Source organism: Arenimonas sp. MALMAid1274 (genome assembly GCF_049195245.1).
Taxonomy (GTDB): domain Bacteria; phylum Pseudomonadota; class Gammaproteobacteria; order Xanthomonadales; family Xanthomonadaceae; genus Arenimonas.
Map to the genome: position 1 here is coordinate 156,215 of NZ_JBMIRR010000020.1, position 13,337 is coordinate 169,551.

The 13,337-nt window shown below is 69.6% G+C and carries 12 protein-coding genes and 1 pseudogene; 8 read left to right on the forward strand and 5 right to left on the reverse strand.

The window, feature by feature from the left end:
- Positions 1 to 38: 38 nt before the first annotated feature.
- Positions 39 to 713: a RadC family protein gene (gene radC, locus ACOQFR_RS01445; RefSeq protein WP_421377791.1), complete on the reverse strand. Its 675-nt coding sequence runs from the start codon at positions 711 to 713 to the stop codon at positions 39 to 41.
- 65 nt (positions 714 to 778) lie between these two features.
- Here radC and coaBC point away from each other — a divergent pair, with 65 nt between their 5' ends.
- Genes coaBC through ACOQFR_RS01460 form a run of 3 tightly spaced genes read left to right on the forward strand, consistent with a single transcriptional unit; the run spans position 779 to position 4,824 of the window.
- The gene (gene coaBC, locus ACOQFR_RS01450) at positions 779 to 2,014 is read left to right on the forward strand and encodes a bifunctional phosphopantothenoylcysteine decarboxylase/phosphopantothenate--cysteine ligase CoaBC (RefSeq protein WP_421377792.1); all 1,236 of its coding nucleotides are present in this window, start codon (positions 779 to 781) and stop codon (positions 2,012 to 2,014) included.
- A complete protein-coding gene (gene dut / locus ACOQFR_RS01455; protein ID WP_421377793.1) occupies positions 2,011 to 2,469 on the forward strand; it encodes a dUTP diphosphatase in 459 nt (152 codons plus the stop codon). Before coaBC ends, dut begins: the two co-directional genes overlap by 4 nt.
- A 39-nt stretch (positions 2,470 to 2,508) precedes the next feature.
- Positions 2,509 to 4,824: a phosphomannomutase/phosphoglucomutase gene (locus tag ACOQFR_RS01460; protein ID WP_421377794.1), complete on the forward strand. Its 2,316-nt coding sequence runs from the start codon at positions 2,509 to 2,511 to the stop codon at positions 4,822 to 4,824.
- On the opposite strand, the gene ACOQFR_RS01465 is transcribed toward ACOQFR_RS01460, so the two are convergent.
- On the reverse strand, positions 4,821 to 5,513 hold the full coding sequence (locus ACOQFR_RS01465) for a DUF4124 domain-containing protein (protein ID WP_421377796.1): 693 nt from the start codon (positions 5,511 to 5,513) through the stop codon (positions 4,821 to 4,823). The two genes, ACOQFR_RS01460 and ACOQFR_RS01465, sit on opposite strands and share 4 nt — an antisense overlap.
- A 13-nt stretch (positions 5,514 to 5,526) precedes the next feature.
- Positions 5,527 to 6,177, reverse strand: coding sequence for an orotate phosphoribosyltransferase (gene pyrE, locus ACOQFR_RS01470; RefSeq protein WP_421377797.1), 651 nt, complete (start codon positions 6,175 to 6,177; stop codon positions 5,527 to 5,529).
- Between the two features lie 102 nt (positions 6,178 to 6,279).
- On the opposite strand from pyrE, the gene ACOQFR_RS01475 reads away from it, so the two are divergent.
- From ACOQFR_RS01475 to ACOQFR_RS01485, 3 genes are all read left to right on the forward strand, one after another.
- Positions 6,280 to 7,047, forward strand: coding sequence for an exodeoxyribonuclease III (locus ACOQFR_RS01475; RefSeq protein WP_421377798.1), 768 nt, complete (start codon positions 6,280 to 6,282; stop codon positions 7,045 to 7,047).
- Positions 7,044 to 8,375: an AmpG family muropeptide MFS transporter gene (locus ACOQFR_RS01480; protein WP_421377800.1), complete on the forward strand. Its 1,332-nt coding sequence runs from the start codon at positions 7,044 to 7,046 to the stop codon at positions 8,373 to 8,375. Before ACOQFR_RS01475 ends, ACOQFR_RS01480 begins: the two co-directional genes overlap by 4 nt.
- A 75-nt stretch (positions 8,376 to 8,450) precedes the next feature.
- The gene (locus ACOQFR_RS01485) at positions 8,451 to 8,762 is read left to right on the forward strand and encodes a hypothetical protein (protein ID WP_421377801.1); all 312 of its coding nucleotides are present in this window, start codon (positions 8,451 to 8,453) and stop codon (positions 8,760 to 8,762) included.
- On the opposite strand, the gene ACOQFR_RS01490 is transcribed toward ACOQFR_RS01485, so the two are convergent.
- Together ACOQFR_RS01490 and ACOQFR_RS01495 are read right to left on the reverse strand one after the other, a co-directional pair.
- Entirely contained in the window at positions 8,763 to 9,899 is a 1,137-nt protein-coding gene (locus ACOQFR_RS01490; protein ID WP_421377802.1) for an anhydro-N-acetylmuramic acid kinase, read from the reverse strand.
- 4 nt (positions 9,900 to 9,903) lie between these two features.
- Positions 9,904 to 11,175: pseudogene (locus ACOQFR_RS01495) on the reverse strand (OapA family protein); the annotation flags it as partial.
- 206 nt (positions 11,176 to 11,381) lie between these two features.
- Here ACOQFR_RS01495 and tyrS point away from each other — a divergent pair.
- Positions 11,382 to 12,593 carry a tyrosine--tRNA ligase gene (gene tyrS / locus ACOQFR_RS01500; protein ID WP_421377803.1) on the forward strand — a complete coding sequence of 404 codons (1,212 nt, stop codon included), beginning with the start codon at positions 11,382 to 11,384 and terminating at the stop codon, positions 12,591 to 12,593.
- 21 nt (positions 12,594 to 12,614) lie between these two features.
- Positions 12,615 to 13,100, forward strand: a complete 486-nt coding sequence (locus tag ACOQFR_RS01505) for an MgtC/SapB family protein (RefSeq protein WP_421377804.1) — start codon at positions 12,615 to 12,617, stop codon at positions 13,098 to 13,100.
- Positions 13,101 to 13,337: the final 237 nt, after the last annotated feature.

Genomic DNA, 13,337 nt, shown 5'->3' on the forward strand with positions numbered 1-13,337 from the left:
TATACGCAGCGGCGGGCCCGGGGCAGCCAGGCCACCGCTCAGACCGCCCCCAGCCGGGCCATCGAGCAGGGCGCGCCGTCGCCGATGATGAAGTGGTCCAGCAGCCGGACCTCGACCAGGGCCAGGGCCTGCTTGAGGCGGGCCGTGACCGCGCGGTCGGCCGCGCTGGGTTCGGGACTGCCGCTGGGGTGGTTGTGCCCCAGGATGACGGCCGCGGCGTGGTGGGCCAGGCAGCGCTGCACGACTTCGCGCGGGTGCACCTCGGCCCCGTCCAGCGTGCCGCGGAACAGCTCCTCGAAGGCGATCACCCGGTGCCGGGTGTCCAGGAACAGGCAGGCGAACACTTCGTACGGAAGCGCCCGGAGCCGTCGCGACAGGTACTCGCCGGCGCGACCGGGTTCGGTGAGCGCCTCGCCGCGGGCCAGGCCCTGGGCCAGGTGGCGGGTGCCCAGCTCGAGGGCCCCGGCCAGGATGCAGGCACGGGCGGGTCCCAGGCCTTCCAGCCGCGCCAGCGCGGACGGACCCAGGTCGAGCAGTGCGCGCAGGTTGCCGGCGTGGTCCAGCAGCCGGCGGCCGAGGTCCACGGCGCTCAGGCCGCGCGTGCCCGAACCCAGGAAGATGGCCAGCAGTTCCGCGTCCGACAGGTGCGCCGGGCCGCGGGCCAGCAGTTTTTCGCGGGGGCGTTCGCCCGGGGGCCAGTCGTGGATGCGCATGGGGAGAGGATCGGCGACGCACCGCGGTCGTGGCATCGGAGCGTCTGTCCCCATCGGGTAAGCTAGTGCCGTTCACACGAGTAGGGAAAACTCAGGTGGCCGGACTGGAAGGTCAACGCATCCTGCTGGGCGTCAGCGGTGGCATCGCGGCTTACAAGGCCGCCGAGGTGCTGCGCCGGCTGCAGGATGAAGGCGCGCAGGTACGGGTGGTGATGACCGCCTCGGCCCTGCATTTCGTCGGCCCTACCACTTTCCAGGCGCTGTCCCGGCAGCCCGTCCGCAGCTCGCTGTGGGACGAGGCCGCCGAGGCCGCGATGGGCCACATCGAGCTGGCCCGCTGGGCCACCCGCATCCTGGTGGTGCCGGCCACCGCCAATGTGATCGCGCGGCTCGCGCAGGGCCGCGCCAATGATCTGCTGAGCACCCTGTGCCTGGCTTCCGAGGCGCCGCTGACCCTGGCCCCGGCGATGAACCGCGTGATGTGGGCGCACCCCGCCACCCAGGCCAATGTCGCCACCCTGGTGGCGCGTGGGGTCGAGCTGATCGGTCCGGCCGAGGGCGACCAGGCCTGTGGTGAGGTGGGCGCCGGCCGCCTGGTCGAGCCCGACCAGATCGTGGCCGCGCTGGTCGCGTCCGCGCGTCCGGGCAGGCTCGCCGGCAAGCGGGTGCTGGTCAGTGCCGGGCCCACGTTCGAGGACATCGATCCGGTCCGTTTCATTGGCAACCGCAGCTCGGGAAAGATGGGTTTCGCGGTCGCTGCCGCCGCGCGGGCCCTCGGGGCGGAGGTGACCCTGGTGGCCGGCCCGGTGTCGCTGGCCACGCCGGCCGGCGTGCGCCGCATCGACGTGCGGCGCGCCGCGCAGATGCGCGACGCCGTGCTGGGCGAGCTGGCCGGTCATGACGTGTACCTGGGCGCGGCCGCGGTAGCCGACTACGCGCCGGCCCGGACGATGCCGCAGAAGATCAAGAAGTCGGGCGAAACGATGGCGCTGGAGCTGGTGCGCACCGCCGACATCCTGGCCGAGGTGGCCGCACACCCGCAGCGGCCGGCCCTGGTGGTGGGCTTCGCCGCCGAGACCCAGGACATGGAGGCCTACGCGCGCGACAAATTGCAGCGCAAGGGACTGGACATGATCGCCGCCAACGACGTGGCCCGCGCGGGACAGGGCTTCGAATGCGACGACAACGCATTGTCGGTGTTCTGGCACGACGGCCGCCGCGACATCCCGCATGGATCCAAGCCCCGGGTGGCCCGCGACCTGATGGCCCTGGTCGCCGACCGGCTGGAGGGCGGCAAATGAGCCGGGTCATCGAGTTCAGGCGGCTGGATCCGCGCCTGGGCGCCGAGTTCCCGCTGCCCGACTATGCCACCGCCCACTCGGCGGGCATGGACCTGCGCGCGATGCTGGACCAGCCGCTGGAGCTGGCGCCAGGCGACGCGCAGCTGGTGCCCACGGGCCTGGCCATGCATATCGGCGACCCCGGCCTGTGCGCGGTGATCCTTCCCCGCTCGGGCCTGGGACACAAGCAGGGTCTGGTGATGGGCAACCTGGTGGGGCTGATCGACGCCGACTACCAGGGGCCTCTGATGGTGAGCCTATGGAATCGCGGGCGGTTTCCCATCACCATCACGCCGGGGGATCGCGTCGCCCAGCTGGTATTCCTGCCCGTGGCACGGGTGGCGTTCCGGCAGGTCGATGAATTTGAACGCAGCGCGCGCGGGGAAGGTGGCTTTGGCCACACCGGCGTGCGTTGAGCGGGCCGGACGCGTCCGGGCCCGTCACCAGGGGGAAGCATGAAATCGTCACCAGTCAATTCGCTGAAGTCCGTCAGTCCCTACGTACTGGGCGCGGCGCTGGTCCTGTTGGCCGCGGTGTGGTTCGGCTGGCAGGCATGGCAGGCCCGCTCCGCTGAGGCGCTGGTGGGCGATGCCGACCGCGTGCGCGCGGAAGTGGCGGCCAAGATCGAGGAAGACGTCCAGGCCGCCATCAAGCGGCTGGAAAGCACCCGCGCCCGGATCGCACTGGCCACCGCGCTCAAGCGCAATGAAATCGACACTGCGCGCGACGTGGTGTCCGAAGGCTGGACCAACCTGGAGCTGGTGGAGCTGCACGAGCCCGACCTGGACGCAGCCTACGAGGACGCTGCCGCCTTCGGCTACGGCAAGCTGGGCGTGCTGGAACTGGCGCTGCAGCAGAACGGAACCCAGGTCGCGGTGGTGCGCGATGGCGGTGCCGCGAAATTTGCGCTGGCGGCTCCGGTGCTCGACGAAGGCCGCGTTGTGACCGTGGTCTACGTGCGCCTGCCGGTGGAAGCGGTGACCGCACCTCTGGCCGCCGCGTCGCTGCCGGGCGGCTACCTGGCGCTCCGCCAGGGGCGGTACAACGTGCTGCAGACCGGTGACGAGGCGCTGGCCGGCTCGGCCGAGGTGGGTGCGATCAAGATCAACGGCACCGGCCTGCGGGTGGTTGCCGCGGCGCCGGTAGCGGATGCGGGCCTGGGCTCGTTCACCAACGGGCTGCTTGCGGCGCTGGCCTTGCTGGTGGCGCTGGCGCTGTTCCTGATGCCACGCCTGAAGGGGCTGCGCATCGAGCGCCGGCCTGCCGAAGGAGCCGCGATACCCGAGCAGGAGCCCACGTTTGCCGAGATCCAGAGCCAGGCCGAAGCGGCGGCCCCGGTCGCGGTGGTGGCCACTGCTGCGGCACGCCCGGCGACGGCGATGCCGCAGCGCGCCAGCCTCGACCGCAGCATCTTCCGTGCCTACGACATCCGTGGCGTGGTCGGAAAAACCCTGGATGCCGACACCGCGCGCCTGATCGGCCAAGCCATCGGCACCGTCATGCACAACCAGGATGCCCGCAGCATCGTGGTGGGCCGCGACGGCCGGCTGTCTTCGCCGGAGATGGCTGCCGCCCTCATCGACGGTCTCCGCAAGGCCGGCCGGGAAGTGATCGACATCGGCATGGTGCCGACGCCGGTGGTGTACTTCGGCGCCTACCACCTGCGCGCCGGCTCTTGCGTCTCGGTCACGGGCAGCCACAATCCGCCCGACTACAACGGCTTCAAGATCGTGATCGAGGGCGAGACGCTGTCGGGCAACGCGATCCAGGACCTGTTCGAGCGCATCGCCGAAAACCGCCTGCACCTGGCCGATGCGCCCGGCGCGTCCAGCCAGCGCGACATCAGCGACGACTACGTGCAGCGCATTTCCGGCGACATCCAGATCGAGCGCAAGCTGCGCGTGGTGGTGGACTGCGGCAGTGGCGTCGCGGGCGGCATCGCCCCGCGCCTGCTGGAGGCCATCGGTGCCGACGTGGAGCCGCTGTTCTGCGAGGTGGACGGCACCTTCCCGCACCACCATCCCGACCCCAGCGACCCCGCCAACCTGCAGGACCTGGTGAACGTGGTGCAGCGCGTGGACGCCGACATCGGCCTGGCCTTCGACGGCGACGGCGACCGCCTGGGCGTGGTCACCCGCTCGGGCGAGATGATCTATCCCGACCGCCTGCTGATGCTGTTCGCGGCCGACGTGCTGGAGCGCAACCCGGGCGCCTGCATCATCTACGACGTCAAGTGCACCGGCCACCTGGCCATGCACATCCTGCGCCACGGCGGCAGCCCGCTGATGTGGAAGACCGGCCATTCGCTGATCAAGTCCAAGATGCGCGAGACCGAGGCCGAGCTGGCCGGCGAGATGAGCGGCCACTTCTTCTTCCGCGAGCGCTGGTATGGCTTCGACGACGGCCTGTACGCTGCCGCGCGCCTGCTCGAGATCCTGTCCACGCGGTCGGAGACGCCGCAGGAAGTGTTCGACACCCTGCCCAAGGGCGTGTCCACGCCCGAGCTGAAGATCCACGTCGAGGAAGGCGAGCAGTACGCCTTCATCGAGAAGTTCGTGGCCCAGGCCAAGTTCGACGGCGCGCGCATCGCCACGATCGACGGACTGCGTGCGGACTGGCCCGACGGCTGGGGCCTCGTGCGGGCTTCCAACACCACGCCGGTGCTGGTGCTGCGCTTCGACGCCAAGGACAGCGAGTCTCTGGAGCGGATCAAGCAGGCCTTCCGCGAGCAGCTGCTGGCGGTGGACCCGGGGCTGGAACTCCCGTTCTAGCCGGTCGGCGGGGCCCCGGCCTCGGCCGGGGCTGACGGCGCCGCGGGTGCCGCGCCGTCACGCGGCGCCTTGATCTCACGGAAGCGTTCGACCAGGCGCAGCAGCTCCTTGTCCAAGGCCACCAGTTCGCCCTGCTTGAGGACGAGCATCTGGGTCTGCTTGTTCATTTCCAGATGCAGTTCGCGGATGGTGGCGGCCTGCTTGGGATTGACCGCGGTGCCGGACAGTTCGGCCTCGGAAGCGTCTGCCAGCAGGCTGGCCAAGCTGGCTCGCTGGCCGCCGATGCCGGCCTCGATGGCATCGAGCGTCTGCTGCAGCATGCTCGTGCGGACTTGGAAGGCGCGCTTGAGTTCGTCTTCGGTCTGGAAAGAGGCAATCATCGCCTCCTCGGTCTGGCGCACCTTCTCGGCCTGTTTGTCGGCCTGCTCCTGATGGGCCTGTGCGAGTTCGCGCGCTTTGCGCTCTTCCGGCGTCAGCGCACGCTCGATGGTGGCGGTGGCCATGCCGCTTTCCGGATTGATCTCGGTACGGGCCTGGTCGACGGCCTCGGGCGGCAAGGCATCGCTGAACTGCACCTTGCCGTCCTTGTCCACCCAGCGATAGAGCTTCTTGGGCTTTTCCTGGGCGCCGGCAATGCCGGCCGCGAGCAGGGCCGACAGCACGGCCACGCTGAGGAAGGTACGCGTCATCGGATGCCTCCGGTCATTCGGCCTGGCTGCCATAGCGGGCACGATACGCCACCAGGGCGGCCTTGTGCGCGGCCACCTCGGGCCGTTCGTCGGCGTGGGCCAGCAGGTCGTCCAGGCCGGCGATGGCGATCACCGGCAGCCCGAATTCGGCGGTGACTTCCTGCGCCGCCGAGCGCTGGCCGGCCTGGCCGCGCTCCTGTCGGTCAAGGGCGATCAGCACGCCACAGGGCTCGCCGCCTGCGCCGCGGATGGTCTGGATGGACTCGCGGATGGCGGTGCCGGCGGTGATCACGTCGTCCACGATCAGCACCCGGCCGCGCACCGGCGCACCCATCAGCAGGCCGCCTTCGCCGTGGGCCTTGGCTTCCTTGCGGTTGAAGGCCACTGGCAGGTCGCGGCCACGCCGGGCCAGCGCCACCGCCAGGCTGGTCGCCAGCGGGATGCCCTTGTAGGCCGGCCCGAACAGCATGTCGAAGGGCAGGGCCGCCTGCTCCAGGGCATCGGCGTAGCACTCGCCCAGCGCCGCCAGCGCGGCGCCGGAATCGAACAGCCCGGCGTTGAAGAAGTAGGGGCTGGTGCGGCCGGACTTGAGGCTGAACTCGCCGAAGCGCAGTACCCGGCGCTCCAGCGCGAGGTCAAGGAAGCGGCTCTGGTGGGGTTTCACGGGCGGGTCCGGCGGGAAAAACCCGATTGTGCAACAGCGGCGCCGCGCGGGCGAGCCGGATTCGGCTACGCTTCGCCTGTCATCACCACGCATCGGCTTCCCTTGAAGATCATCAGCTTCAACGCCAACGGGCTGCGTTCGGCGGCCAGCAAGGGCTTCTTCGACTGGCTGCCGGCCCAGGACGCGGACCTGGTCTGCATCCAGGAAATCAAGGCCCAGGAACACCAGCTGCGCGTTCCCCAGATGCTGCCGCCCGGCTACACCGCGTATTTCCGCGATGCGACCACGAAGAAGGGCTACAGCGGCGTCGGCATCTACACCCGGCGCGAGCCCGACGAGGTGCGCACGGCACTGGGCTGGGATGCGTTCGACGAGGAGGGGCGCTACCTGGAGGCCCGGTTCGGCAATCTCAGCGTGGTGTCGCTGTATTTTCCGTCCGGCTCGTCGGGCGACGAGCGGCAGCAGTTCAAGTTCCGCTGCATCGAGTGGTTCACGCCGATCCTGCAGGAATGGCTGACGAGCGGGCGCGACTACGTGGTCTGCGGCGACTGGAACATCGTCCATACCCGCAAGGACATCCGCAACTGGACCTCGAACCAGAAGAACTCCGGCTGCCTGCCCGAAGAGCGCGCCTGGCTGGACCAGCTGTTCGTGCAGCAGGGCTGGGTGGACAGCTACCGCCACCTGCACCCGGAAGGGGAGGACTACACGTGGTGGAGCCAGCGCGGCGGCGCCCGCGCCAAGAACGTGGGCTGGCGCATCGACTACCAGGTGGTGTCGCCCGGCCTGCGTGACCGCCTGCGGTCCTGCTCTATCCATCCCGAGCCGCGTTTTTCCGACCACGCGCCCTACGCCGTGGTGTACGCATGAGCGCGACCACCGGCTGGCGCGCGTCGCTGCCGGCCGGACTGCGGCCTTATGTCGAGCGCGAGCCGCTGGCCTCTCTGATGCTGGGCATCTCCTCGGGATTTCCCTACGCGATGATCGGCGCCACGCTTACCACGCGCCTGGCCCAGGACGGCATCGACAAGAAGAGCGTCACCGCGTTTTCGCTGGCCTTCCTGGTCTACAACTTCAAGTTCCTGTGGGCGCCGCTGGTGGACGGGCTGCGGTTGCCGCTGATCGGGCGGCTGGGCCAGCGCGTGTCCTGGCTGCTGCTGGCCGGCTGCCTGGTGATGCTGGCCGTGGGCTGGCTGGGCATGCTTGATCCCAGCGCCGACCTGGCACACGTGGCCCTGGCGGCGGTGGCGGTGGGCGCCGCCGGCGCCACCTACGACATCGTGATCGATGCCTACCGCATTGAAATCCTGCGTCCCGAGCAGTTGGGCGTGGGATCGGGAATGTCCCAGTACGGGTGGCGCATCGGTTCGGTGGCCGCCGGCTCGTTGGCGCTGCTGGTCGCCACCCTCGTGGACTGGCGGGTTGCTTACCTGCTGTGCGCGGTGTTCGCGCTGCCGGCGATGCTGACCGGACTGGTGCTGGGCGAGCCGGCGCGGCACGTCGTGGTGCACGCCCGTCGCGGCTGGTCGCAGGCGATCTCGGCGGCGGTGGGTCCGCTGCGCGAATTCTTCCTGCGCCGCGGCGCGCTGCTGGTGCTGCTGTTCGTGCTGCTGCACAAGGTCGGCGACACGCTGGCCAACCTCACGCTGCGCCTGCTGGTGAACGACCTGGGCTTCAGCAACGAGGAAATCGCCACCTGGGACGTGGGACTGGGGTTCTTCGCCTACCTGATCGGCATCTTCATCGGTGGCGTGCTGTATGCGGGCCTGGGCATGAAGCGCTCGGTGCTGATCGCCCTGGTGCTGATGGCGGGGTCCAACCTCAGCTTCGCGTGGCTGGCCTCGGTGGGGCATTCCAATGCGCTGCTGGGTTTCACCATCGGCTTCGAGAACATCGCCAGCGGCATCGGCGGCGTGGTGGTGGTGGCGTACCTGTCGGCGCTGTGCAACCTGGCCTACACCGCCACGCAGTTCGCGCTTCTATCGGCGGCCGCCAGCATCGTCGGCCGGCTGGTTACCGGCACCACCGCGGGCGGCCTGATCGAATCGCTGGGCTACGTGCAGTTCTACCTGCTCACCACGGTGGTGGCGCTGCCGGGCGTGCTGCTGTACCTGTTCATGCTGCGCGCAGGCCTGATCGAGCAGTCGCTGGGCGATGCCGGCTACACGCCGCCGCCGCCGGCCGCACCCGAACGCTAGCTGGCTGGCCGTGCGCGCAAGGCTTGCAGTCGCCGCGCGTGGCCGTATGCTGGAAGCCCCCCGAGGATTGAGGCAATGGCCGACTTCCTGCTGCGCGACATTGACGAGCGCGTCGCCGAGCGCATCAAGGAGATGGCACGCCAGAAGGGCTGGCCGCTCAACGATGTGATCCTGCTGCTGGTCAAGCAGGCCCTGGGCCTGGCCGAACCCGAGCCGCCGCCGGTGCCGGGCGACATCGCGCGCCTCAACGGGGCCTGGAACGAAGACGAAGCGCGTGCCTTCCAGGAGGCCATGGCGGCGATGAGCAGCCTGCCCGACGACGCACCCGCCTATGTGGGCGAGGAAAGGCGCACCGGCGGCCGGCGCCGGACCGACCTGCCGGAGTGATCAGGCGGGGTGGATGGCGCCCAGCACCCTCGGGCCGCGCGCCCCGGTGACGCTGGGCAGGTTGCCCGGCCGGCCGGCCAGGGTCTCCCGCGCCAGCCAGGCAAATCCCGCCGCTTCGATGAAATCAGGGTCCAGGCCCAGGCTGGCCGTGCTGCCCACCTGCACGCCCGGCAGGTGCTCGGCCAGGCGCTGCATCAGCAGCGGGTTGTGGACGCCGCCGCCGCAGGCCAGCAGTCGGCGTGCGCCGGGCAGGGTCTGGTCGAGCGCACGTGCAATCGTCACGGCGCTGAGCTCGCAAAGCGTCGCCTGGACGTCGGCGGGCGAGGCCGGCGTGCCCGGCAGGCGCGCCTCGACCCAGGCCAGCTGGAACTGGTCGCGGCCGGTGCTCTTGGGTGGCGGCAGCACGAAATAGTCGTCATCCAGCAGCCGCGCCAGCAGCCCAGGATCGATGCGGCCCTCGCGGGCGAACGCCGCGTCGCGGTCGTAGGATTGGCCGCGGTGGCGCTGGCACCAGGCGTCCATCAGGCCGTTGGCCGGGCCCGTGTCGAAACCGCGGACCTCGCCGTCACGCGGCAGCAGGGTCAGGTTGGCGATGCCGCCGAGGTTGAGGATGGCGCGATCTTCGTCGGCCGAGCGCATCACGGCGGCGTGGAAGGCCGGCATCAGGGGCGCGCCCTGGCCGCCGGCGGCCACGTCGCGGCGACGGAAGTCGGCCACCGTCGTGAGGCCCGTCGCCTCGGCGATCACGCTGGCGTCGCCGTACTGCTGGGTGAAGGGCGCCGCGCCGCGCGGATCATGGCGCAGGGTCTGGCCGTGCGAGCCGATCGCGCGCACGCGCGAGCGGTCCAGGCCGCTGTCCGCTATCGCACGTAGCGCAACCGCGGCGAAGGCCTGGCCAAGTCGCGTATCGAGCCGTCCGGCCTCGTCCAGCGTGATTCGCGCCTGCACCTGCGACAGTGACAGCACGTCGGCGGCCAGGTCGGCCGGCATCGGATAGGTGCGGCCGAACAGCAGCCGCGGCGCCGGGTCGAACGCCACCAGGGCGGCGTCGATGCCGTCCACGCTGGTGCCGGAGATCAGGCCAAGAAAAAGCCCGCCGGCATCGCCGGCGGGCGGGTCATGCGGGGCGGCCGCCATGCGCTCAGCGTGCGGCGAGGCGCACGCCCTCCGCGCGCTTGAGCTGGGCCATCGCCGGCGCCGTGGCGGCGCGGAAGCGGGCCAATTCGCCGCCGGTCAGCGGCTCGGGCTTGGGCATGGTCACGGTGAGCGGATCGCGGTGCACGCCGTTGACGCGGAATTCGTAGTGCAGGTGCGGGCCGCTGGCCAGGCCGGTCATGCCGACATAACCGATGACCGAACCCTGCGACACGCGCTGGCCGGTCTTGTATTTGCCGAAGCGCGACATGTGGCCGTACAGCGTGCTGTAGCCGCGGCCGTGGTCGAGCACGACGGTGCGGCCGTAGCCGTTCTGCCAGCCGACGAAGCTGACGCGCGCCTCGCCCGCGGCCATGATCGGCGTGCCGGTGCCGGCGGCGTAGTCCACGCCCTTGTGGGCGCGCACGGTGCCCAGCACCGGATGGCGGCGCTTGGGGTTGAAGCGCGAGCTGATGCGGGCGAACTCGATCGGCATGCGCATGAAGCTCTTCTTCAGCGGCCGGCCGGTGAGGTCGAAGTATTCGGTCTTGCCGTTGCGCTCGTAGCGCACGGCCGTGTATTCCTTGCCGCGGTTGATGAAGCTGGCCGCGATCACGTCGCCGCCGCGCAGGCGCTCGCCGTCGCGCCAGATCTCTTCGTAGACCACCTGGAAGCGGTCGCCGTCGCGCAGGTCCTGGCTGAAGTCGATGTCGTAGGAAAAGGCATTGGCCATCGTGTTGATGACGGCGTTGCTGATGCCGGCCTTGGCCCCGGCCGCGTACAGGGAACTGGTGATTTCCTCGCTGGCGACCATCACGCGGCGCTCGAGCGGGCGCTCGATCACCTTTTCCTTGAGCTTGCCGCCGGCCAGGCTGATCTCGACCCGGCTGGATTCATCGCGCTCGAAGCGCAGGCCGCGCAGTTCGCCATTGGCCGACATGTCGAAGGCAAGTTCGGCACCGGCCCGCAGGCGGGTGAGCGGCGCGCGTGCGCTGGGCAGCTCCAGCACCTGGTGCATCACGGACGCGGGAACGCCCATCTGTTCGAACAGGGTGCCCAGCGTCTGACCACTCTGGACCTGCACCACCTGCCAGGCGCTGCCGGCGGCGGCGCCGGTGGCCTTGCCGGCCAGCGGCGGCAGGGGCAGGCTGAGGGTGGTGCGGCTGGCGGCGGCGGTGCCGTCGCGCATCGCGCTGGCGAAGCCGGGGATGATGGTGAGCACGAGCGCGCCGAGGGAGGCGTACAGCCCGGCCTGGAGCCAATGTTCGCGCGACCAGCGGCCGGGGGCGGAAGAATCAGACTGCTGCAATGGGATTGCTCCGCTCGGACCGATGGACGCGGTACGATAACCAGAGCGAAATAGTTGCGTCAAACCCTTGTCGCATCTGGCTTTTTTGTTCTTCGCACTTTAACTTTCTATTAACCTCCAATTAACGGCAGGCCGCTTTTCGGGCCGCCGCAATGAACGAACAGCCAAAGCCATTCATGTCAGAACTCGACCAAGCCCTTGAACTCATCCACCGCGGCGCCGAGGAGATCCTCAAGCCCGACGAACTGGCGACCCGCCTGAAGTTGGGCCGGCCGCTGCGCATCAAGGCCGGATTCGACCCGACCGCGCCCGACCTGCACATCGGCCACACGGTGCTGCTCAACAAGATGCGGCAGTTCCAGGACCTGGGGCACCAGGTGATCTTCCTGATCGGCGACTTCACCGGGATGATCGGCGACCCGACCGGCAAGAACGTGACGCGCAAGCCGCTCACGCGCGAGGACGTGCTGGCCAACGCCCAGACCTACGCCGACCAGGTGTTCAAGGTGCTGGACAAGGCGCGCACCGAAGTGCGCTTCAATTCCGAATGGTTCGGCCAGATGACCGCGGCCGACATGATCAAGCTGGCGGCGCAGCACACCGTGGCGCGCATGCTCGAGCGCGACGACTTCGCCAAGCGCTATGCCGGGCAGCTGCCGATCGCGATCCACGAGTTCCTGTATCCGCTGGTGCAGGGCTACGACTCGGTCGCGCTGCGCGCCGACGTCGAACTGGGCGGCACCGACCAGAAGTTCAACCTGCTGATGGGCCGTGGCCTGCAGGAGCACTACGGGCAGCCGCCGCAGATCGTGCTGACGATGCCGCTGCTGGAAGGTCTGGACGGCGTCAACAAGATGTCCAAGTCGCTGGGCAACTACATCGGCATCAACGAGCCGGCGATCGACATCGTCACCAAGACCCTGCGAATCGGTGACGAGCTGATGTGGCGCTGGTTCGAGCTGCTCAGCTTCGAGGTGTCGCTGGCCGAGCTGGCGCGCATGAAGCAGGACGTGGCCGCCGGCCAGCTCAATCCGCGCGATGCCAAGCTGCGGCTGGCGCGCGAGCTGGCGGCGCGTTTCCACGGCGCCGAGGCGGCGGAGACCGCGATCGCCGGCTGGCATGCCGTGGTGCGCGGCGAGGGCGATACCTCGCTGCTGCCGCAGGCCGATATCGCAGTGCCTGCCGAGGGCCTGCGGATTGCCGCGCTGCTGGTCGCGGCCGGGCTGGCCGCCAGCAACTCGGAGGCATCGCGCAAGCTCAAGGAGCGGGCGGTGAAGGTGGACGCGGACGTTTTCGAAGATCCGCAGCGCCCATTCATGGCGGGTTTCGAAGGCGTGTTGCAGGTTGGCAAGCGCAACTTCGCGCGGGTCAGGCTCATCCCGGGCTGAGCGCCGGAGCGGGAGCCCGGAATGGATGAGCTGTTGGGAAACTGGCAGGTGCAGCTGCAGGTGCTGGGCACCACCGCGTACGCCATGCTGCTGGGCGGCGCGATCGGCTACGAGCGCGAGCTGAAGAACCGGCCCGCGGGTTTCCGCACGCACATGCTGGTCGCGGGCGCCGCCGCGCTGCTGGTGGGCCTGGTGGACCTGCTGGCGCACCGCTATTCCGCCGAGGCGTACCGCGAGCTGGTGCGCATCGATCCGATCCGCCTGATCGAGGCCATGGTGGCGGCCGTGGGCTTCCTGGGCGCGGGCACCATCTTCCGCAACCGGGGCGAGGGCGGCATCACCGGCATCACCACTGCGGCGTCGCTGTTGATGGTGGCCGTGATCGGCATCGCTGCCGGCGTGCACAGCCATGTGCTGGCGGTGGGCGCCACCGCCCTGACGCTGGCTGTGCTGTTCCTGTTGGGCTGGATAGAGCGCCGGACCGGGCGCATTTCGGCTTCGGGCTGAACGGAAAGGCGGCGAGGACAGGCCTTCGGAAGATTTCCCTTCACAAGTCGTCCACTTGCCGCTATTCTTCGCGGCCCTTCACCGAGCCGGTCGCGCGGGTGGGGGGAGGGAAGAAAAGGACGGTTTTGGGGTGTTGACGTCCTTGGAAATTGCCCTATAATGTGCGGCTCGGTTGGGCGAAATGCCCGCCACCCCGGTAGCGAAAGGCGCCGGCGGGATTGGAGATCTTTGACAGTG